The organism is Pseudomonas sp. Y39-6 (genome assembly GCF_023651955.1).
In the GTDB taxonomy this organism is placed as follows: domain Bacteria; phylum Pseudomonadota; class Gammaproteobacteria; order Pseudomonadales; family Pseudomonadaceae; genus Aquipseudomonas; species Aquipseudomonas veronii.
This window is the reverse complement of the sequence record NZ_CP069594.1, coordinates 293,986-315,307: the sequence shown is the minus strand read 5'-3', so window position 1 is coordinate 315,307 and position 21,322 is coordinate 293,986. Positions and strand designations below refer to the sequence as shown.

Annotated in this window: 18 protein-coding genes; 11 read left to right on the top strand and 7 right to left on the bottom strand. The window is 62.0% G+C overall.

The annotated features are described in order from the left end of the window. Positions 1–10: 10 nt before the first annotated feature. From JN756_RS01405 to JN756_RS01385, 5 genes are all read left to right on the top strand, one after another. Positions 11–1,045: a DUF1254 domain-containing protein gene (locus JN756_RS01405; RefSeq protein ID WP_057005782.1), complete on the top strand. Its 1,035-nt coding sequence runs from the start codon at positions 11–13 to the stop codon at positions 1,043–1,045. Positions 1,046–1,117: 72 nt separating this feature from the next. Continuing rightward, on the top strand, positions 1,118–1,960 hold the full coding sequence (locus tag JN756_RS01400; protein WP_057005781.1) for a MipA/OmpV family protein: 843 nt from the start codon (positions 1,118–1,120) through the stop codon (positions 1,958–1,960). Positions 1,961–1,997: 37 nt separating this feature from the next. Further along, positions 1,998–2,813, top strand: coding sequence for an acid phosphatase (locus JN756_RS01395; RefSeq protein WP_057005780.1), 816 nt, complete (start codon positions 1,998–2,000; stop codon positions 2,811–2,813). A gap of 13 nt (positions 2,814–2,826) precedes the next feature. Further along, positions 2,827–3,621 (top strand): hypothetical protein, encoded by a 795-nt coding sequence (locus JN756_RS01390; protein ID WP_057005779.1) that lies wholly within the window; start codon positions 2,827–2,829, stop codon positions 3,619–3,621. Positions 3,622–3,837: 216 nt separating this feature from the next. Continuing rightward, positions 3,838–5,967, top strand: a complete 2,130-nt coding sequence (locus tag JN756_RS01385; protein WP_201021723.1) for a M48 family metallopeptidase — start codon at positions 3,838–3,840, stop codon at positions 5,965–5,967. A 73-nt stretch (positions 5,968–6,040) separates the two neighbouring features. Here JN756_RS01385 and JN756_RS01380 read toward each other — a convergent pair whose 3' ends face one another. The 4 genes from JN756_RS01380 to JN756_RS01365 all read right to left on the bottom strand — a co-directional run bounded on the left by JN756_RS01380 (position 6,041) and on the right by JN756_RS01365 (position 12,501). Next, a complete protein-coding gene (locus JN756_RS01380) occupies positions 6,041–7,327 on the bottom strand; it encodes an OprD family porin (RefSeq protein ID WP_046385033.1) in 1,287 nt (428 codons plus the stop codon). Between the two features lie 587 nt (positions 7,328–7,914). Further along, a complete protein-coding gene (locus JN756_RS01375; RefSeq protein WP_017848546.1) occupies positions 7,915–8,130 on the bottom strand; it encodes a hypothetical protein in 216 nt (71 codons plus the stop codon). A gap of 234 nt (positions 8,131–8,364) precedes the next feature. Continuing rightward, the gene (aguA, locus tag JN756_RS01370) at positions 8,365–9,471 is read right to left on the bottom strand and encodes an agmatine deiminase (RefSeq protein WP_057005777.1); all 1,107 of its coding nucleotides are present in this window, start codon (positions 9,469–9,471) and stop codon (positions 8,365–8,367) included. A 120-nt stretch (positions 9,472–9,591) separates the two neighbouring features. Beyond that, the gene (locus tag JN756_RS01365) at positions 9,592–12,501 is read right to left on the bottom strand and encodes an aminotransferase (RefSeq protein WP_201021722.1); all 2,910 of its coding nucleotides are present in this window, start codon (positions 12,499–12,501) and stop codon (positions 9,592–9,594) included. Positions 12,502–12,655: 154 nt separating this feature from the next. Between JN756_RS01365 and rfbB the strand changes: the two genes are divergently transcribed. The 4 genes from rfbB to JN756_RS01345 all read left to right on the top strand — a co-directional run bounded on the left by rfbB (position 12,656) and on the right by JN756_RS01345 (position 17,524). Continuing rightward, positions 12,656–13,738: a dTDP-glucose 4,6-dehydratase gene (gene rfbB / locus JN756_RS01360; RefSeq protein ID WP_201021721.1), complete on the top strand. Its 1,083-nt coding sequence runs from the start codon at positions 12,656–12,658 to the stop codon at positions 13,736–13,738. Between the two features lie 110 nt (positions 13,739–13,848). Further along, the gene (locus JN756_RS01355; RefSeq protein ID WP_046385040.1) at positions 13,849–15,657 is read left to right on the top strand and encodes a sensor histidine kinase; all 1,809 of its coding nucleotides are present in this window, start codon (positions 13,849–13,851) and stop codon (positions 15,655–15,657) included. Then, positions 15,654–17,039, top strand: coding sequence for a sigma-54-dependent transcriptional regulator (locus tag JN756_RS01350; protein WP_046385041.1), 1,386 nt, complete (start codon positions 15,654–15,656; stop codon positions 17,037–17,039). Before JN756_RS01355 ends, JN756_RS01350 begins: the two co-directional genes overlap by 4 nt. 26 nt (positions 17,040–17,065) lie before the next feature. Next, the gene (locus JN756_RS01345) at positions 17,066–17,524 is read left to right on the top strand and encodes a YiiD C-terminal domain-containing protein (protein WP_169881829.1); all 459 of its coding nucleotides are present in this window, start codon (positions 17,066–17,068) and stop codon (positions 17,522–17,524) included. 60 nt (positions 17,525–17,584) lie between these two features. On the opposite strand, the gene cysQ is transcribed toward JN756_RS01345, so the two are convergent. Continuing rightward, positions 17,585–18,421, bottom strand: coding sequence for a 3'(2'),5'-bisphosphate nucleotidase CysQ (gene cysQ / locus JN756_RS01340; RefSeq protein WP_046385043.1), 837 nt, complete (start codon positions 18,419–18,421; stop codon positions 17,585–17,587). Continuing rightward, on the bottom strand, positions 18,418–18,984 hold the full coding sequence (nudE, locus tag JN756_RS01335) for an ADP compounds hydrolase NudE (RefSeq protein WP_017848557.1): 567 nt from the start codon (positions 18,982–18,984) through the stop codon (positions 18,418–18,420). The genes cysQ and nudE overlap by 4 nt, the downstream gene beginning before the upstream one ends. 87 nt (positions 18,985–19,071) lie before the next feature. On the opposite strand from nudE, the gene yrfG reads away from it, so the two are divergent. Beyond that, the gene (gene yrfG, locus JN756_RS01330) at positions 19,072–19,734 is read left to right on the top strand and encodes a GMP/IMP nucleotidase (protein ID WP_046385044.1); all 663 of its coding nucleotides are present in this window, start codon (positions 19,072–19,074) and stop codon (positions 19,732–19,734) included. Positions 19,735–19,776: 42 nt separating this feature from the next. Here yrfG and lysM read toward each other — a convergent pair whose 3' ends face one another. Beyond that, a complete protein-coding gene (lysM, locus tag JN756_RS01325) occupies positions 19,777–20,220 on the bottom strand; it encodes a peptidoglycan-binding protein LysM (protein WP_046385045.1) in 444 nt (147 codons plus the stop codon). Positions 20,221–20,351: 131 nt separating this feature from the next. Between lysM and JN756_RS01320 the strand changes: the two genes are divergently transcribed. Next, on the top strand, positions 20,352–21,239 hold the full coding sequence (locus tag JN756_RS01320; protein WP_017848560.1) for a LysR family transcriptional regulator: 888 nt from the start codon (positions 20,352–20,354) through the stop codon (positions 21,237–21,239). The last annotated feature ends 83 nt before the right edge of the window (positions 21,240–21,322 follow it).

The following is a 21,322-nucleotide window of genomic DNA, read 5'->3' as shown; positions in this document are numbered from 1 at the left end:
AGAGGTTTACATGTCCCCTTCATCCACGGCCTGCATCTTCGCCATGGCGTTGGCAGCTTTTGGAAGCGCGAACGCCCAGTCATCCTCGGACGCGGCAATACCGGTGGGTGTAGATAACTTCGTGCGTGCCGAGTCCGATCTCTACTTGGGAAAAATGGTGGCGACTGGCAGTTTGGGCCGCTTTGTTCACAGCCGCGAAGCCGTGCCAATCGATGCCCAGAATGTGGTGCGGATGAATCGGGACACGCTCTATTCATCGGCGGTGTTCGATCTCGATGCAGGCCCCGTCACGATCACCTTGCCCGAGGCCGGGGGAAGGTTCATGTCGATGGCGGTGATCAATGAAGATCACTACGTACCCATCGTCACTTACGGCGCCGGTCGCCGGACGCTGACGAAAGAGGCTGTCGGCACACGTTATGTGTTTGTGGCGGTGCGGACGTTCTTCGACCCCTCCGATCGCAAAGACCTTGAAACAGTGCATGCACTGCAGGACGCAATCACGGTCAGCCAAGCCAAGGTTGGGGAGTTCGTCGTACCGAAGTGGGACCAGGCCAGCCAGGCCAAGGTACGTGATGCCTTGGCCGTCCTGGGCTCGACCATTCCCGACTACAACCAGTCCTTTGGGCCCAAGGGCGCGGTCAACCCGATCCATCACTTGATCGGCACTGCGACGGGGTGGGGCGGAAACCCAGCCAAGGACGCTATCTACCTGGGCGGGGTGATGCCAAAGAACAACGGCAACACTGTGTACCGGCTCAAAGTCGGGGATGTTCCGGTGAACAGTTTCTGGTCCGTGAGTGTTTATAACGCAGACGGTTACTTTGAGAAAAACCCTCAGGACGCTTACTCGTTGAACAACCTCACCGCCAAGAAAAGTGAGGATGGTTCGATTGTCATTCAGTTCGGTGGCTGCGACGCAAAGATCGCGAATTGCCTGCCGACTCCACCCGGCTGGAACTACACAGTCAGGCTTTATCAGCCAAGCGAACAAATACTGAATGGCCAATGGAGCTTTCCGAAGCCGCAGCCAGTCACGCGCTGATTAAAAATCTACAAACTTTATAACTAAATAAAAACGCCAATAAGTTTGGCTTTACCGCATAGGAGAGACGCAATGACAACCATCGGTGGTTCAAACTTTCTCAAGCATCCGGTAACGCTCATTACCGGTGCGACACTCGCACTTGCGATGGTATTGCCTGCACACGCGGAGGATTCAAACGAACCCTCCGTGACCGTCGGCGGCGGGCTGGCCGTCGGCCCGTTGTACGAAGGCGCTTCACACTATGCCGCATTCCCTTCACTGAAATTCAAAGCGGTCTTGCCTACCGAAAACTGGGGCAAATTCACCGCCGCTTTCCCGGACGGACTGCGCTGGGATTTGCCGGGGCTTTCTCCTTTTGGCGTGGCTCTGCTGATGGGTTACGACCCCGGGCGCAAGGAAAGAATCCACACCCTAGACGGTCGGGATAACTACCTGAGGGGAATGGGCAACCTGGACAGCACGGCCTTGGTCGGGGCGGAAGCGTATTGGGTGCTTCCGGCCGGTCGCCTGTTCGTTCGAGGCCTGCAATCAACCCAGAACCGTGATTACGGTGGGCAAAGCCTGGGGCGTACCGCGTATCTGGAGGCCGGGGTGGCCACTGCCTACGCACTGTCTTCGACATTGACCCTGGACTCGACCCTGTACGGCACCTGGAGCAACGAGAACGACATGATGGCGCGCTTCGGTGTCACCGCCCAACAGGCTGCACGCACGCGGTTCGACGAATACCACCCCGGTGGCGGGATGCGCGACGTGACCTTGAAACTGGGCCTCACCTGGCAATGGCAACCACAACTGGCACTGGAAGGCGGCGTCAAGACCTACGCCCTGGTCTCCGATGCCCGCAACAGCCCGCTGACAGGCGAAAAAGTGGGCGCAGGCGCCTATCTGAATGCCCTCTACCGGTTTTGATCAGCCGGCAATTCCGGGATAGATAAGGGAACCCTCGATGAAAACAATACAAAAGCAACTGGGGCTGGCCGGCCTGCTCTGCTCCGGGCTGGTGTTGGCCGACGATGCTGTCACCAAGGTCACGGACCCTCACTTCAAACTCGCCCCGGGCTATCTTGACTCGGCCGACTTGCCACTGCGCCTGGCATTGCTTGGCGCCCCGCCAAAGCCCGACTCTGCAGCGCTCGCGCGGGATGAGGAAGCACGCCGAGCGGCGCTGTCGCTGCGAGGTACGGCCCGGGAGAAACTCGCGGCAGCGGATGCCGAGCTTTCATTTCCGGGTCCGGCGAAAGCATTTTCCTGCGCGATGGGCACACCGATCACCGAAGAAAACACACCGCATCTTTATACCTTGATGCAGCGCACCCTGACGGATGCGGGCGGTTCCACCTATGCCGGGAAAAACGCCTACAACCGCACCCGCCCATTCGTGGCGCACAACGAAGGAACCTGTCGTAAAGACATGGAACCGTTGCTGCGCACGGATGGCTCCTGGCCGTCCGGCCACTCCGCTGCCGGTTGGGCCTGGGGGCTGTTGCTGGCCGAGATTCAACCCGCACGCGCCACTGAATTGATGACTCGCGGGCTGTCATTCGGCCAGAGCCGGGTCATCTGCGATGCTCATTGGCAGAGCGATGTGGACGCAGGCCGCATCATGGGGGCTGCGACCGTGGCGAGTTTGCATAGTAATCCGATGTTCCTGGCGGACCTGGCGGCCGCGAAGGAAGAGGTCAAGGCCGCTCAAAAAGCGGGGCTCAAGCCTACAGAGGACTGTGCGGCCGAGGGCGTGGCGCTCTCGCTGACTCAGCATTGACCGGAGAAACACCATGATGCACAGCGACAACCCACGCTCGGCGTTGCGGCGCAAACATGCACGCCTGGCATTGGTGGCTGGCGCCTTGGCGGTAGCCGCGTCCGGTTTGCCAACAAGGGCCATGGCGGCCGACGGCGATGGCTGGACCTTCAACGGTGGGCCTTACGTGTGGGGCGCCGGCATTCGCGGACATGTGGGCCATAGCAGCACCGGAACCCAGTTTATAAAGTCCGATTTCGCGGATATCGCACGCACTGTGGATATGTCGGCGATGCTGATGGGCGAGGCGCGACGCGGCCCATACAGCGTACTCGCCGACCTGATGTACATCGACACCGACACCCGCAACCGTCTGCCGGCGGACGCCCCCGCGTCCAAACTTGAGGTGGAAAGCAAGACCGCCTCCGGGTTCCTGGGAGGCGGGTACACGGTGTTGGGTGATGAAAGCCGTCGGTTGGATGTCGCGGGTGGCGTGCGCGTCTGGTACAGCGGCACCACCATCCGCCTGCATGGTGGGCCGGCTGGCGGTTCCTCTGGCTCTGACAATGCGACGTGGGCAGACGCCATGGCGGGCCTGCGAGGGCACTATGCAGTGAATGATCGATTCTGGCTGTCATCCTGGGGGATGGTGGGCACCGGGCAGTCCCGGGAAGACTGGGACCTGGCAGCGCTGGCAGGCTGGGAGTTTTCACCCGGGTTTTCAGCGGTGCTCGGCTACCGGGCCATGGGGGTTGATTATCGTCACGATGGCTTTGTCTACGACATTGTCCAGAAGGGGCCGCTGTTGGGTATCAGTGGGCGATTCTGAGGACAAATCATCGCCCATGGTTAACAGTCAGCAAGCCCCACGCCAAACGCCTCGACCGCTGACAGGTCAAAGCGTTTCAGAATTGACGATCTAGCCTACAGAGCCCTCCTCCTTCCCGCGGCGCTTTTTCCTAACGCCCGGGAAGACCGCTCCTCTCGCCCACCCCACCTGTTCTTCGGTATAAACGTTCGCTTTCTGCGTTGCGAACGGACTCCCATGAACGCCATAAAACTGATTTTCCTGCTGATCATTTTTCCCCTGCTGCTGGCCGGCGTTGGAACATGGCAATTGCAGCGCGCCACCGAGGGCGCACAGGTTCCCGACCAAGCCCAAGCCTATGTCAACGTGATGAAGCCCGTGCTGAAGAGGTGGGTGGAAGAAAATCCGACGGTGCCCATTACGGTGGGCAGTGACGCCCTCAGCCCGGAGCAGTTTCTCTCCCGACTGGCGCGAATCGAGGCCGAGCTGCCCACCGCGCGCCAACTCAATCGCGTCTTGCGCACGCTGGCACCCTGGGTGATGGGGCTCGGACTGCTCGCCGCGGCGATCGGCGTGGCCGCGCTGGCCGGTACGCAATGGGCGGGGCGGCGCGCGCAGCAGTCGCGAGAACAGTTGCTGCAGGTATTTTCCCTGGGCAGCCGGTTGTTGCCCTACGTACTGGTAAGCCAGGTGGTGGCGATGGCGGCGACGCTCGCCTTGGTGCTGAGTTATGAGGGCCTGGCGCTGTGGCATATCGGCCGGTTGGGCCGGGGCGAAGTCAAGCTGATGGGGTGGCTGGGGGTAATCGCGGTAATCTGCCTGTATTCGATCTGGCTGCTGCTCAAACAACTGCGGCATATGCTGGTGATGTTCGAGCCCACGCCGCTCGAGATGTTCGGCCGGGTGGTGACGGCTGAACAGGCGCCCGGGTTATGGCGCCAGGTGCGCGAGTTGGCCGACAGATTGGGCGCGTTGCCGCCGGATCATATTGTGGTCAGCCTCGCCCTGGGCTTTTACGTGACCTCCAGCCCCGCCACGGTGCGGCCCGCTGAAACGCCGCTGCACGGGCGCACCCTGCATGTGCCGCTGCTGTACCTGGGGTTGCTGAGCCGCGAGGAAGTCGACGCCGTGATCGGCCATGAGCTGGCACATTTTGTCGGCGAAGACACCGAGTACAGCCTGCGCTTTGTGCCGATCTACGATGGCGTCAGCCGCAGCCTGGAGACGCTGGCGCAGACCATGATGAACAGCGATCTGATCCAGGGTTGGTTGATGCGCCCGTCGTTCCTGTTCGGGGTGTTTTTCATGCAGCGCTTCGATCATGCGGTGAACCGCTGGAGCCGTGAGCGCGAGTTGCTGGCCGACGCCGCCGGTGGCCGCTTGGCAGGCAATGCGGCAGTAGCCTCGGCGCTGTTGCGCATATCGGTGTTGCAGACGCCTGTGGAAGACGTGCTACTGGCCCATTGCGACACCCCCGTTGAGGGCGATGTGCTGAACGCCGCCCTCGCCGCGTTGCAAGGCCAAGAATTGCAGGCACCCGACGAAGCGCTGGAAACGCATCAACCCCACCCGACCGATTCCCACCCCTCCAACGGCGAGCGCTTGCACGCATTGCGTGTGCCCTGGGCCGACGCCATGCACAGCGCCACCCGTGGCGTGGACGCAGAGGCTGCGAGCCGGCAAATCGATGCCCTTTTCAGCGCGGCGCACCCGCTGCGTGAGCAACTGTCCCACGACCTGATCGCCGCAGCGGCCTGCGAACACAGCGCTCACACTCATCTGCTGGAAACCCTGGCCGCCTCGGCGCAAGGCGAACATGCCCTGCACGAAGGCGGTCGCCGACGTGCCGTGTTAATGGCGGTGTTGGCGCTGCCGTTTATGTTGCTGGGGCTGGCGATGATGAGCGAGCCCTGGCTTGCCCCGGAGCGCTTGAAAGGCACGGCGCTGTCCGCCGTGGGTGCCGGGGCGGGGATTGCCAGCATTGCGCTGATATTTCTGTGGCTGGGCATCCGCCGGTTCAAACGCGCGCCGCAGACCGCGTTGCGCCTGACGCCGGAACATTTCGTGTTTGCCAATCTGGCGCAACCGCTGCCCATCGAACACATCGCCACTGTCACGCTGCAGTTTGTCCAAGGCATCTGGGTGACCGTCGAACTCACGCCCGAGGCGCCGTTGCCCGAACTGCGCAAAACCGCATTCGGCGTACCCGGTGCGCGGGTCAACCGCAAGAAACGTCAGGTGCTGTTGCAGATGGCGCAGTTGTGCATCGACAACAAGAAGATCGAACCCTATGAAGGCCTGACGCTGATGACCGACTACGTCAACGCATCCCTCGCCCGCAAGATTCTGCAAAACCGGCAGGACTGAACCCGCGACATAAAAAAACCCCGAACCAGTCGGGGTTTTTTATCGCCTGCAATCAGGCGCGACGCCGGATCAATTAGAAAACGTTGATCGGGTAGTCGGCGAACAGGCGGAATTCGTTACCGCCTACGTTGTAGTTGCTGGCGTTGTTGGAAACGCGCAACCACGAGGCACGAGCACGCAGGCTCAGGTCTTTGACCGGGCCGCTCTGAACGACGTACTTGAACTGGTTCCAGATTTCACGCTCGGTGCCATCGCCACGACCGCTGCCGTCGTCGATATTGGTACCGCGCACGTAGGCCACGTTGTAGGTCAGGCCAGGCATGCCGAAGGTAGCGAAGTCGATGCCGTAGGCCGCTTGCCACGAACGCTCGTCCTTGCCGTTGAAGTCGGACCAGTAGGAGTTGGCCAGCAGGATGGTGTTGCCGCCGTCGCCGATGCCGCCATCGTTGCGGTAGCCGCCGTACAGGTAGCCGGTGTCGCCGGTGCTGCGCTGGTGAGCGACGGTGAAGCTGTGCGGACCAACAGCCCACGTGGCGCCCAGGCTCCAGATTTTGTTGTCGCGCGCGTCTGCATCACCTTGGTTTTCCAGGGCGAAGCTGCGATCCAGCTTGGTCTTGTAGCCGTTGAAGTCAAACGTCAGCGACTGCTTTTCCGGCAGGGCCAGTACGTAGTTGACGTTCACGTATTGCTTCTTCAGCACGTCCTGCATGTCGGAGGCGTACAGCGCTGCCGACAGGCTTTCGGTGAATTTGTAGCTACCACCGATGTAATCGATGCTTTTCAGACGGCCGCTGTCGGTACCTTCAGCGCTCTTACGCGCTTCTTTGGTGAAGTGGCCCCCATCCAGTTGCAGACCTTCGATCTCTTTGGAAACGATCGAGGTACCGGTGTAGGTTTCCGACAACAGACGAGAGTTGTCGTAAGCCAGCACGGGCACGTTCGGGAACTGGTCGCCGTACTTGAGCACAGTGTTGGACAGGCGGAACTTCACCGCCGCACCGCCTTTAGCCAGGTCGTTGGCGGCAGAGCCGCTGTCGCCTTGCTTGAAGAAGTCGATACCGCCCGCGCCGCTGCGGCCTTTACCGCCGTCCAGGCGAATGGCGTACTGGCCAATCACGTCCACACCCACACCGACGGTGCCTTGGGTGAAACCGGACTCGAACTTACCGATGAAGCCTTGGCCCCATTCGGCTTTGTCTTGCTTGCCGTTCTTGTAGTCACGGCTGATGTAAGCGTTACGTGCGGCGATGTTCAGGTGGCTGTCTTCAACGAAACCCTTGGATTGCTCCTGGTCGTTTGCCATGGCTGTCGATGCGCTCAAAATCCCCAGAGCGATCAGACTCATCCGTTGTTTCAACATTTCTTATATTCCTTATTACTGGTTGAGTACGCGCTATGACACCAGGCTCCGTATTGCTGTTTTGGTGTCGACTTTTTCCGAAAAAAACAAAGCCCGCGGACGACTGAACTGCCGCGGGCCTTTTCTTATTGGTTGAGTCATGGCTGTTAGCCACAGGCGTTGGACGCAATGCTAGTCTCGCGTTGAACTATGTGTCAATTTCGCTAATCGTCTGTATTTAGGCAAAAAAATTCTAAGCCACGGCCTACAGCGCTTCGGCCATCGCCTGGAAATCTTATCCATACAGAAAAAATACGGACTCACTAACATATTTTATAAGTCGAACGCGTGGGAACAGGCACGCGCACAAATGCAAATAATTGTCATTATTTTCAAGTAAGGTCTTATGCGCTTAAGCGAGCCATGTGACGCAGATTCAGCCCGAAGATCTGTCGTCACATCATGGTGAGGGGAACCTGCTGTTTCTAAGACTGAACCGACTTTAAACGGGGGCCTGCTCGCGACAGGTATAGCTCAATCACTTATTCAGTGAAGGGCACACCGCAATGGCGAACGTGCTCCCTCGCCGATGGTTGATCGGCGAGTTCTCAGTTATTCATCAATTCGCACAATGCGTGCATTTCTTCGTCGCTGAACAAGCCTGCCGGGTAGCGCTCACTCATCACACTGAATAAATCAGGCGGCTGCCTGACCTGCCGTGAGCCATGTGCCTTCAACCAGAGCGCCAGCGCATGGATTTCGTCACTGTTGACTCGCACGGGGTGGAACGTGCGCGTGTGCATCAAGTTGATATCGACATTCATTTCAGCGCTCTCTCCTACTGCGTGAGCCGCTAACTTACTCAAGGTTTATGACAGAACTGCGCAGTCATCACCGTGGGCCACTGTGACAATACCAATACAAAAGCTATGCCAATGTGCAGTATTTATAGGCAGTTGGACACAAAAAAGCCCACGGCCTTACGGGGCCGCGGGCTTGCTGTGAACGCTAGAACCGAGTGGCGCCCGGTCGTCGCTCCGACGTTGTTACAACCGCACTCAGTTTTTCTGCGGGGCAGGCTGTTGTTGGGTCAGGCAATGGATATTGCCCCCACCCAGTAACAGTTCGCGGCCCGGCACCATCACTACTTCGTGCTGCGGGAACAGGTTCTGCAGGATTTCGCGGGCCTGGTTGTCCAGCGGGTCGTCGAAGCTCGGCGCGATGATGCCGCCGTTGACGATCAGGAAGTTGACGTAGGAACCGGCCAGACGCACGGAAGGGTTGCGCTCCTGGCTGCCGTCCACCGGGTCCACACCCGCGCACTCTGCTTCGGTGGCATAAAGCGGCCCCGGAATCGGCATTTTATGCACTGTGAACGAGCGGCCCCGGGCATCGGTGCTGCTTTGCAGCACGTCCATGGCGGCATGGCAGCGTGAGTAGTTCGGGTCTTGCGGGTCGTCGGTCCAGGCCAGCAGCACTTCGCCCGGGCGTACATAGCAGCAGAAGTTATCCACATGGCCGTCGGTTTCGTCGTTGAACAGGCCGTCTGGCAACCAGATGATCTTATCCACAGCCAGGTTGGCGCTCAGCACAGCCTCGATGGCTGCACGGTCGAGATGCGGGTTGCGATTGCGGTTGAGCAGGCATTCTTCGGTGGTGATCAGGGTGCCTTCGCCGTCGACATGAATCGAGCCGCCTTCCAGCACAAACCCTTCGGTGCGGTAGCGCGGCGCACGCTCGATCTCGAGGATCTTGCCGCCGACCTGCGCGTCACGGTTCCACGGCGCATACAGGCCGCCGTCAAAACCGCCCCAGGCGTTGAAATCCCAGTTCACGCCGCGCACTTCACCACGGCTGTCGATCACGAAAGTCGGGCCGGTGTCGCGCACCCAGGCGTCGTCGCTGGACATTTCCACCACGCGGATATTGGGCACGTCGAGGCGGGCACGGGCGTTTTCGTACTGGCCGGCGGAAACCGCCACGGTGACCGGCTCGAAACGCGCGATAGCCTTGGCCACCGCCACGTGCGCGGCCTGCGCCGGCTTGCCACCCAGGCGCCAGTTGTCCGGGCGCTCGGGCCAGATCATCCAGGCCTGGGTCTGTGGCGCCCATTCGGCAGGCATATGAAAGCCATCGGCGCGAGGTGTGCTGTGCAGGGTGGTCATGGCGATCAGGGCTCCGAAAGGGTGAAGGCCGACTTTATAACCGATAAAAATCGGCCTTAAAAGCATCAAAACAACATAGCCGATAAATATGACAGCATTTAATCGATAACAATCGATTATTTACAACTGTTCGTCCAGCACCTTCGACAGCATGTCGACAAAGAAATCCACACTGCGTCTGGAGGTGACCATCGGCGGCTTGATCTTGAGAATGTTCAGGTAATCACCGGTCGGCTGCATGAAAATCCCCAGCTCACGCAAGCGGTCGCACAGCAGTGTGGTCTCTTCGGTGGCGGGTTCCAGGGTATGCCGGTCGCGCACCAGCTCCAGGCCCAGATAGAAGCCGGAACCATGAACCGCGCCGACCAACGGGTGACGGTCGATCAGGGCTTCCAGCCGCGCCTTGAAATGCGCGCCGACCACTTGGGCGTTTTCCCAGAGCTTTTCTTCCTCCATCACATCCAGCACCGCCATGCCGATCCGACAACTGACCGGGCTGCCCCCCGATGACGAGAAGAAATACCCCTCGGCCTCCAGCGCCTCGGCAATCTCGCGACGGGTGATCACCGCCCCCAACGGCTGACCGTTGCCCATGCCCTTGGCCATGGTAATGATATCGGGCACCACGCCCTGCTCTTCAAAGCCCCAGAAGAAATGCCCCATGCGGCCATAACCCACCTGAACCTCATCGGCGATGCACACGCCACCTTGGGCGCGCACCAACGCATACACCTGCTGCAAATAGCCCGGCGGCAGGGAGATGCCCCCGGCATTGCCATACACCGGCTCACAGATGAAGCCGGCCAGTTGGCGCTGGCTCGCGGCGATTTTCGCCAGGTTGTGTTCCACACTTCGCACGTAATCCGGCGCGCTGTCCTGCCCGCGGAACTCACCGCGATAGGTATTGGGCGCGGTCACCGGGTGAACCCAGTCCGGACGACTGCTCAGGGCCTTGGGGTTGTCGGCAATCGACGTGGACACCGCATCCGCCGCCACCGACCAACCGTGGTAGGCCTCCAGCACGCTGAGCATGTCGCGCCCGCCGCTGTAGGCCCAGGCCAGGCGGATGGCCAGGTCATTGGCCTCGGTGCCGCTGTTGACCAGGAAGACCCGGTCCATGCCGTCCGGCGCCAGCTCCAGCAAGCGCTCGGAGAATTCGGCAATCGCCGCATAGTGAAAGCGCGAGTTGGTGTTGAGCAGCGACCACTGCCGCGCCGCCACCGCTGCCATGCGGGGGTGACCATGGCCGAGCACAGCGACGTTGTTGAGCATGTCCAGATAGGAGCGGCCCTGCATGTCGATCAGATGGTTGCGCCAGCCTCGTTCAATGCGCGGCGGATCGACGTAATAATGCTTCTGCGAGCGCGCGAAGCTGGCATCGCGTCGCGCCAGCAGGGCTTGGGGGTCGAGCTCGGGTTCGGCATCGCAGGCCAGCCCCAGCAGCGCCGAGGGTGACGGGCATAGCGCTTGCCACGCCGACGCCCGGCTCGGCGTGCAGAACAGCGGTGGCTCAACGTCGGCGCGGCACCATTGCACGGTCAGGGGAGCATGGACCTCGCCCAGTATTTGCCCTTCCACCACCGCCGCTCCCGCGCTCAACGAGGTGCTTACGCCCCACAAGCGCAGGCTCAACGGACCATCCTGCACGCACAGCAAGCCATCGGCACCGACACGCAGCACCCCAGCGAAGGGCGCCTCCACCGCTGTACCGTGGGGCAGGTGCAACTCGACATGCAGCGGGAACGTCTGCGGTTCCGTGGCGCTGTCCGGGCAGGTGCGCGACAAACGGTATTGGCCGTAGCGACTGGCGGCCAACCCGTGAACCGCCGCAGCCTCGTCCAGTAAGCGCCGGTCAATCCCCGGCTGTTCCCAATTACCCGCCTCGAAATGTGGGCTGAGCACTCCCAGGTCGATCAGCGCGAACTCGCGTCCCACCAGCCCCGGCAAGAGCGGCGCGAACCCCTCGCTGGCGATCGGTGGCAGCGTCTGCCCGACACAGAGCAGGATCGCCGCCTCCATCAATTCAAACGGCACCGACGTTGCAACCTGGAAAATTTCCCACTCATGCTCGGCGTTTTTCAACAGGTAGTCGTTATCGGGGTCCAGGCGTTGCTGCTGTTCGCTGCTGAGCACCAGCACCGCCGCACGGGCGACGATCAGCGGCCATAGCGCCTGCAGTTCTTCGCGCTGCAACGGCGTAACGGAATGACAGGCCTGGATTGCTGGCAAAATGGCAAAGGGATCGCCCTGGGCATGGTGCAGCAAGGCGGCGCAGGTCACCGACAGGTCGGCGATGCGCCAGGTGTGCACCAGATCGCCGAAATCGATCACCCCCTGGATCTGCCAATGACGCAGGGCATCGCGCTGCCAGACCACATTGTCATCGGTAATGTCCATGTGTACCGCTTGCCACGGCAAGTGATCCGCCAGGGGCCGAATGCGCTCGCCGACCTGCTCGGCGACTTGCTCCAATGCCGCGCGGTGGGGCAGGTCTGGCAGGGTCGCCAGCAGGTGGCTGATCAGTTCCTGCGCGTGGCGCGGGTCCCATTGCAGGGTCCGCGCCAGGCCCGGATGCGCAAAATCGGCCAGCGCCTGGCTCATCCGCCCGCACAAGTCACCGAAGCCTGCGATGACCTCGCGGCCCACGTGAGGCAGGTGGGTCAAGGGCTGGCCGTCGATGTAATCCAACAGCCGCAGGTGCAGGGTTTGCCCGTCGACGGTCACGGTCAGCAGGTCCTCACCGGTCAGGGCCTTGATGACTCGGGGGACGCGCAACCCGTCCTGCGTCTGCAAGGCGTGGAGCGCGGCATGCTGGGCGTGCAATTCGACGGCGGCGTAGTCGCCCAGGCAGATTTTCAGAACAAAGCGGCCATGGTTGGTGTCGATGCTGTAGTTGAGGTCTTGTTGGCTGCCCAGGGACCGTAAGGTGCCAGTGAGGCCGTAATGCTGCTCAAGTAACCGAATCGCCTGGTCGGGCCCCACTTGCGGGCAGGGTAGGCTGGCGCGATGGATCAACGTAGCGAGCAACATGGGGCGACCTCGGCTTTTTTGTCAGGCGCTTATATCGCCATTATTGAGGGGGGTTAGGCAACCCCTTCGCATACCGTGCTTGCGCGACCCTGCCGCACAACTCAAGCTATGCTCCATCCGCTTAACGTCCGTCCAAGGAAAAGGCCCTCCGAACATGCGCATTCTTGTCACTGGCGGCGCTGGTTTCATCGGCTCTGCCCTGATCCGCCACCTGATTCAACACACCGAGCACGAAGTGCTCAACCTGGACAAACTGACCTACGCCGGCAACCTGGAGTCGCTGACCAGCATCGCGTCCAACAGCCGCTATGAGTTCGTCCAGGCCGATATCGTCGACCAGGCCACCGTCAGCGCCGTGCTCGCGCGCTTCGAGCCCCAGGCGATCATGCACCTGGCGGCCGAGTCCCACGTGGACCGCTCCATCGACGGCCCGTCGGATTTTATCCAGACCAACATTGTCGGCACCTACAGCCTGCTGGAAGCCGCCCGCGCGTATTGGCAAACGCTCGCAGAGCCGGCCAGGAGCGCGTTCCGCTTCCACCACATCTCCACCGACGAGGTGTACGGCGACCTGCACGGCGTGGACGATCTGTTCACTGAAACCACGCCCTACGCCCCCAGCTCGCCCTATTCGGCCAGCAAGGCCGCGTCCGACCACCTGGTTCGCGCCTGGCAGCGCACGTATGGCCTGCCGGTATTGCTGACCAACTGCTCGAACAACTACGGGCCGTTTCATTTCCCCGAGAAGCTGATCCCCCTGGTGATCCTCAACGCCCTCGCTGGCAAGCCGTTGCCAGTCTATGGCGACGGCTTGCAGGTCCGCGACTGGCTGTTCGTCGAAGACCACGCCCGTGCGTTGCTCAAGGTGGTGACCGAAGGCGTGGTCGGCGAGACCTACAACATCGGCGGCCACAACGAGCAGAAGAATATCGACGTGGTACGCAGCATCTGCGCCCTGCTGGAAGAGCTGGCACCGCAACACCCGGCCGGTGTCGCGCACTTTGCCGACCTGATCACCTTCGTCAAGGACCGCCCCGGCCACGACCAGCGCTACGCCATCGACGCCAGCAAGATCGAACGCGAGTTGGGCTGGGTCCCGCAAGAAACCTTTGAAACCGGGCTGCGCAAAACCGTGCAGTGGTACCTCGATAACCTGGAATGGTGCCGCAGGGTCCAGGACGGCAGTTATCAGGGCGAACGATTGGGCAATACCGACATGAAGGATCTGATTGCATGATGAAGGGGATCGCATAGGCCCACGGGCCACAGTGGCAAGACGCATTGCGCGAGTGTCTTGCACAGCAGCACTAGGCATAATGCGCCTGTACCCTCAGGCGCATGACTCCCATGACCCCACCCCTCCCGCGAAGACCCCGCTGGCGCAGCCTCGCCCTGTTGGCGCTGTGCCTGGCGCCGCTGCTGTGGCCGCTGGAGCACCTGGCCGAGCGCTACTACCGCAGCGAACTGGCCGGGCAGAACCGCCAGACCCTCGACCTGTACGTCGCCAACCTGCTGGGCACCCTGCACCGCTATGAAGTGCTGCCGCAGATCCTCGGCGACTTGCCAGCCCTGCGCACCGCGCTGGCGGCACCGCAGGTCAGTACCAACCTGGCCAACGCCAACCTGTTGCTCAAGGACGTCGCCGCCCAGGCCGGGGTCGAAGTGATGTACCTGATGGACACCACCGGCAAGACCCTCGCTGCGTCCAACTGGGACAAGCAAGACAGCTTCGTCGGGCGCAATTTCTCGTTCCGCCCGTATTTCAGCGAAGCCATGGCCGGGCGCCTGGGCCGGTTCTTCGGCTTGGGCACTACCTCGGCCAAACGCGGCTACTTCTTCGCCGCCGCGGTGCGCGATGGCGAGAAAGTCATCGGTGTGCTGGTGGTCAAGGTCGACCTGGACCACACCGAAAGCCTGTGGGGCAACACCCCCGAGCAACTGCTGGTCACCGACCACAACGGCGTCGTGATCCTGACCTCGCGCCCGCAATGGCGGTTCCGCGCCACCCGGCCACTGACGGACGAAGAGCGCCAGGCGATCATCGCGATCCAGCCCTACCCGACCCGCGATCCGCAACCGCTGGCCTTGAGCCCGACGGCCTGGCTGCGCCAATCCACGGCCATCGCCGAAACCGGCTGGAACGTGGAGATCCTCGCGCCACAATCGTTGATCAACCGCCCGGTACGCACCGTGGTCGCGGTGGGCGGCGCCACGCTGTTGGTGCTGATGTTGCTGCTGGGCCTGATGATGCAGCGCCGTCGACACTACCTGGACCGCATCGCCTTCGAAGCCAAGGCCCGACGCGAACTGGAAATGCGCGTGGCCGAGCGTACCAGCGACCTGGAAGGGCTCAACCGGCGTCTGAAACAGGAAGTGCTGGAGCGCGAACATGCGCAGCAGGAACTGGTGCGCGCCCAGGACGATCTGGTGCAGGCGGGCAAACTGTCGGCGCTGGGCACCATGTCGGCGAGCATCAGCCACGAGCTCAATCAACCCCTGGCGGCGATTCGCAGCTACGCGGAAAACGCCGAAATCCTGCTCGACCATGAGCGAACCGACGACGCGCGCGGCAATCTCAAACTGATCAGCGAACTGACCGGCCGCATGGCCTCGATCATCGCCCACTTGCGCGCGTTCGCCCGCCGCGATCGGCATGCGCCGGAAAGCGTCGCCCTGCAACCGGCACTGGACGACGCGCTGGCGTTGCTGGCCAAACGGCGGCGCGCGATGGAAGTCGAGTTGATCCGCGATTTGCCCGAGGCGACCTTGTGGGTCGAGGCCGGTGAAACCCGTCTACGCCAAGTGCTGGGCAACCTGCTGGCCAATGCCCTCGACGCCCTCACCGAAAAAGGCCCGCCGCGCAAACTCTGGCTGAGTGCCGAAACCACCGAGCAGGGCGTCAACCTGTACATTCGCGACAACGGCCCGGGGTTTTGCATGGAAGCCCTGGGACGCGCCAGCGAGCCGTTCTATACCACCAAGACCCGCACCCAGGGCCTCGGGCTGGGCCTGGCGATCTGTGACACCTTGATGCGTGCCTTTGGTGGCGAACTGCTGTTTGCCAACCACAAGCAAGGCGGCGCGCTGTTAACCTTGAAATTGCGTGCCGGCTCGCCGGGCGTCAGTCTGCAACCGTCCGAGGACCGCAGTGTATGAGTATCGATAACCAGATTCAGGTGGTGTTGATCGACGACGATCCACACTTGCGTCAGGCCCTGTGCCAGACCCTGGACCTGGCCGGGCTGAAAGTCCTGCCCCTGGGCGAAGCCACCGGCCTCACCGCGCAGCTGTCGCGGGATTGGCCGGGCGTGGTGGTCAGCGATATCCGCATGCCCGGCATGGACGGCCTGGAGCTGCTGGCCGAGCTGCACGGCCAGGACCCGGAGCTGCCGGTGCTGCTGATCACCGGCCACGGCGATGTACCGCTGGCGGTGCAGGCCATGCGTGCCGGTGCGTATGACTTCCTCGAAAAGCCGTTCGCCAGCGACGCCCTGCTCGACAGCGTGCGCCGCGCCCTGGCCCTGCGCCGGCTGGTGCTGGATAACCGCAGCCTGCGCCTGGCCCTCAGCGATCGCCAGCAATTGAGCACGCGCCTGGTCGGGCATTCCCCGCAAATGCTGCGCCTGCGCGAGCAGATCGGCGCGCTGGCGGCAACCAAGGCCGATGTACTGATCCTCGGCGAAACCGGCGCCGGCAAAGAGGTGGTCGCTCGCGCACTGCACGACTTGTCGAGCCGGCGCAGCGGGCCTTTCGTGGCGATCAACGCTGGCGCGCTCGCCGAGTCGGTGGTCGAAAGCGAGCTGTTCGGCCACGAGCCGGGCGCCTTTACCGGCGCGCAAAAACGCCGCATCGGCAAATTCGAATTCGCCAACGGCGGCACATTGTTCCTCGACGAAATCGAAAGCATGAGCCTGGATGTGCAGGTCAAGCTGCTGCGCCTGCTGCAGGAGCGCGTGGTCGAGCGCCTGGGCGGCAATCAACTGATCCCGCTGGATATCCGCATCATCGCCGCCACCAAGGAAGACCTGCGCCAGTCCGCCGACCAGGGCCGCTTCCGCGCCGACTTGTATTACCGCCTCAACGTCGCACCGTTGCGCATTCCGCCGCTGCGTGAGCGCGGTGAAGATGCGCTGATGCTGTTCCAGCACTTTGCCGACGAAGCCAGCAGCCGCCATGGCCTGCCGCTGCACGAATTGCAGCCGGGCCAACGCGCGCTGCTGCTGCGCCACAGTTGGCCGGGCAATGTGCGGGAATTGCAGAACGCCGCCGAGCGCTTCGCCCTGGGCCTGGAGTTGGCGCTGGACAACACCCCGGACAATCTCTCCGCCGGCCTGCTGACCTCCACCCCCGGCGGCCTGAGCGAACAAGTCGAACAGTTCGAAAAAAGCCTGATCGCCGCCGAACTGAGCCGCCCCCACAGTTCCCTGCGCAGCCTCGCCGAAGCCCTCGGCGTACCGCGCAAGACCCTGCATGACAAACTGCGCAAGCACGGCCTCAACTTTGCCGACAGCGCCAGCCACAGCAGCGACGACGAATGACCCACCCTATCCGCCAAGAGGCCGCCATGAGCCGCGACAGCCGTTACCTGGAATCTATCCTCCACCACGACATCCCCCTCACCCGGGAAATGGGCCTCAAGGTGCTCGACTGGCAACACGGCCAATTGCAACTGCACTTGCCCCTGCAAGCCAATATCAACCACAAGAGCACCATGTTCGGCGGCAGCCTGTATTGCGGCGCGGTCTTGGCGGGTTGGGGTTGGCTGCACTTGCAGTTGCGTGAAGAAGGCATTCTCGAAGACGGGCATATCGTGATCCAGGAAGGGCAGATCAGTTACCCGCTGCCGGTCACACGAGACGCGACCGTGATCTGCCAGGCGCCGGAGGAGAACGTGTGGAGGCGCTTTGTGGCGACGTACAAGCGCTATGGCCGCGCGCGGTTGACCCTGGAAACGTGGATTGTGAATGACGGCAGTGACGAGCGCGCAGTGGTTTTCAGCGGCCAGTACGTCCTGCACCGCTAGCCGCCGCGCCACAAAACAAAGTGGGAGCAAGCCCCCCCTACATTTTGATCTGCTGAGGCCTTAAGCGCGGGCCAGGGTGAGCAGGCGTTCGCGCCACGCGGCTTTGGCCGGCAGCGCCAGGAAGAACGGGTTCAGCAACGATTCCCGCGCCGGATAGCTGAACGGCTCGCCGCTCAACTCCAGCACTTCGCCGCCCGCACCTTCGAGCACGCCCTGGGCTGCGGCGGTATCCCACTGGGAGGTCGGCGCCAGGCGCGGGTAGCAATCGGCACTGCCTTCGGCCAACAGGCAAAACTTCAACGAGCTGCCGATATTCGCCAGCTTCAACTCACCCAAGCCTTCGCTCAAGCCCTGGAGCAAACGCTCCTGCTCAGGGCTGCTGTGTCGGCGGCTGGCAACCACGGTAAACGCCTCGCCGGCGGCCGGGGCCAGGCGCACCTGGATCGGCCTGGGCGCTTCGTTCACATCGGAGCGCCACGCCCCCAGGCCCGCGCCGCCAAAGTAGCAACGGCCGCTGGTGGGCATCGACACCACGCCAAACACCACGCGGCCCTGTTCGATCAACGCGACGTTGACAGTGAATTCATCGCTGCCGGAAATGAATTCCTTGGTGCCATCCAACGGGTCCACCAACCACCAGCGCTGCCAGCCGGCACGCACGCTCTGGTCGATATCGGCGTCTTCTTCAGAAAGCACCGGGATGCTCGGGTCCAGCGCGGTAAGGCCGGCGAGAATCAGATGATGAGCGGCAAGGTCGGCCGCCGTCACGGGTGAATTATCGGACTTGGACGTCACGGCCACATTGGCGCGCCAGAACGGCATGATGACTTCACCGGCCTGGCGCGCCAGCTCGATCACCGGGGCAATGAATGGGTGGCCTAAAAACAATTCGCTCATGCGCTGAACACTCCACGCTGGGTCAACAGGTCTCGTACCAGGTACAGCGCGGCCAGGGCACGGCCTTCGCTGAACTGCTCGTTTTGCGCCAGTTGCGCCAGCTCGCGCAGGTTGACCCGGTCTACACGCATCGGCTCGGGTTCATCGCCTTCCAGGCGTTCTTCATACAGATCGGTGGCCAGTACCACCTGGATTTTCTGGCTCATGTAGCCAGGCGACAGCGAAAGCTCGGTGAGGTGCTCCAACTGGCGTGCGCCATAGCCGGCTTCTTCCTTGAGTTCACGGTCCGCCGCCGCCAGCACATCCTCGCCCGGCTCGATCAAACCCTTGGGCAACGAAAGCTCGTATTCGTCGGTCCCGCCGCAGTATTCCTCCACCAGCAACGCATGCTCGGCGTCGATCATCGCCACGATCATCACCGCGCCGTAGCCGGCACCGCGCCCCACCAGGCGCTCGTAGGTCCGTTCTACGCCGTTGGAAAAGCGCAATTGCACTGCTTCCACGCGGAACAAACGGCTACTGGCGACTATTTCGCGGGAGAGGACGGTGGGTTTCTGGCGCATAAGCGGCTCCTTGGGGTGATCGGGTTACTATACCGTGGCTTTTCCGATTGTCTGTGTCGGATATCTTTACTTACGTGAGAACGCCCCATGCCCTCTTTGCCCTGGCACGCCATCGACACCGTCCTGCTGGACATGGACGGCACCCTGCTCGACCTGCATTACGACAACCACTTCTGGATGGAGCACCTGCCCCAACGCTACGCCGAGCTGCATGGGGTAAGCCGTGCCATGGCCGAGATGGAGTTGCAGCCTCTGTTCGAGCGTAACGCCGGCCAGTTGCAATGGTATTGCCTGGATTTCTGGAGTACCGAGCTGAAAATCCCGGTGCGCGAACTCAAGCAGGAAACCGCCCACCTGATCGCCCTGCGTGCGGATGCCGATACGTTTCTGGCGGCGATCCGACAGGCCGGCAAGCGCGTGATCCTGATCACCAACGCGCACCGTGATTCACTGTCATTGAAGATGGAACGCATCGAGCTGGCGCCGTATTTCGAGCGGATGATCAGTTCCCACGACTACGGTTTCGCCAAGGAAAACCCACAGTTCTGGGACGCCCTGCAGGCCGATATCGACTTCGACCCGGCGCGCAGCCTGTTCATCGACGACACCTTGCCGATCCTGCGCAGCGCCAGGGACTTCGGCGTGGGGCATTTGCTGGCGGTGAAAGAGCCGGACAGCAAAAAAGGGCCAAAGGACACCGGGGAATTTGCGGCAGTCGAGGACTACCGGGATCTCATTGTCGGACTCTGAACCCATGTGGGAGCAAGCCCCCACACAGGTTTACCGCGTGTACTACTCGGGAATGCGCAGCGTCTGCCCCGGGTAGATCTTGTCCGGATGCGACAACATCGGCTTGTTGGCCTCAAAGATCTTGTTGTACAGATTGGCGTTGCCGTACACCGCCAGGGAAATCGCGCTGAGGGTGTCGCCCTTTTTCACCACGACAAAACGCGCCGCCACAATCGGTGCGGGGTCGGTGACCTTGATCTGGTCATCCACACTCGCGACCCCGGCAATATTGCCCAGCGCCAGCAGGATCTTCTCTTTCTCTTCCTGGCTGGCAACTTCGCCGGTCACGGTCACCTTGTCGCCGTCAACCGTGGTCTGTACGTTCGGATTACCCAGACCGACCTTGGCCACATGCTCTTTCAACTGCTCGCTGGCGTTCGCATTACCCGGCGTCAACAGGTCGATCAACTTTTCGCCGGCTTCCTTAACAAAGCTAAAAATACTCATGCTGCTCTCTCCTTGGGTTTGAGTTCCAGATGCCAAAGACTAGACCAGCCCAACAGATCTGGGTTCCCAGCCGCCTAAAGACCCAAACACGCTAGAATCCCCCCGCCATTGGAATAAGCCCTGGAGCGAAGATGGACATCAAGCAACTGAAATTCCTCATCGCCCTCGACGAGACGCGCCACTTCGGCCAGGCGGCCGCGCGTTGCCATATCACCCAGCCGACCCTGTCGATGCGCCTGCGCAGCCTCGAAGAAGAACTCGATCTGCCACTGGTCAACCGTGGCCAGCGCTTCGAAGGCTTCACCGCCCCGGGTGAGCGCGTGCTGGCCTGGGCGCGCACGGTGCTGGCGGCGTATGACGGCCTGCTGGCCGAAGCCGCAGCCTGTCGCGGCAACCTGGTGGGGACGTTGCGCCTGGGCGTGGTGCCGCTGTCGAGTTTCGATCCGTTGGCGCTGATGCAACAACTGCACACAGAACACCCAAGTCTGCGCTTTGAGCTGTCGGCCCTCAGCTCTGAACAGATCCTCGAACAATTGGCGAGCAATCGCCTGGACCTCGGCGTGTCCTACCTCGACCGCCTGGACAACGAGCGCTTCGACTCCCTGGCCCTCGGCGAAACCCGCATGGGCCTGCTGTACGACCAACGCTATTTCAGCTTCGGCGAAAAGCCCCTGAGCTGGGAAGCCCTGATCGAACTGCCGCTGGGCATGCTCACCAGCGGCATGCACTTCCGGCAGTCCATCGATCACAACTTCCATAGCCGGGGCCTGCACCCGCAACCGTTGTTGCAGACCGACGCGGTCCATCAGTTGTTACAAGCGGTCCACGGCGGGCTGTGCTGTGCGGTGATGCCCTTGGACGGCGGCCTGGACGCGCTGACCGAGCATCTGCGCCTGCAACCGATCGAAGACGCCCACACCCTGGCGCGCCTGGGGCTGATCATGCGCCGCAGCGCCCCGCGCTCTGCGTTGGCGGAAGCGTGTTTCGCGCTGTTTCAGAAATCGCAAACCGAGTCTTGATCGACGTCATCTATCGGTAGATCAGTACTGGCAATTAGACGCGACGCTTTGTCGCGCCTAGTCTAAACACTGACCCATCCGCC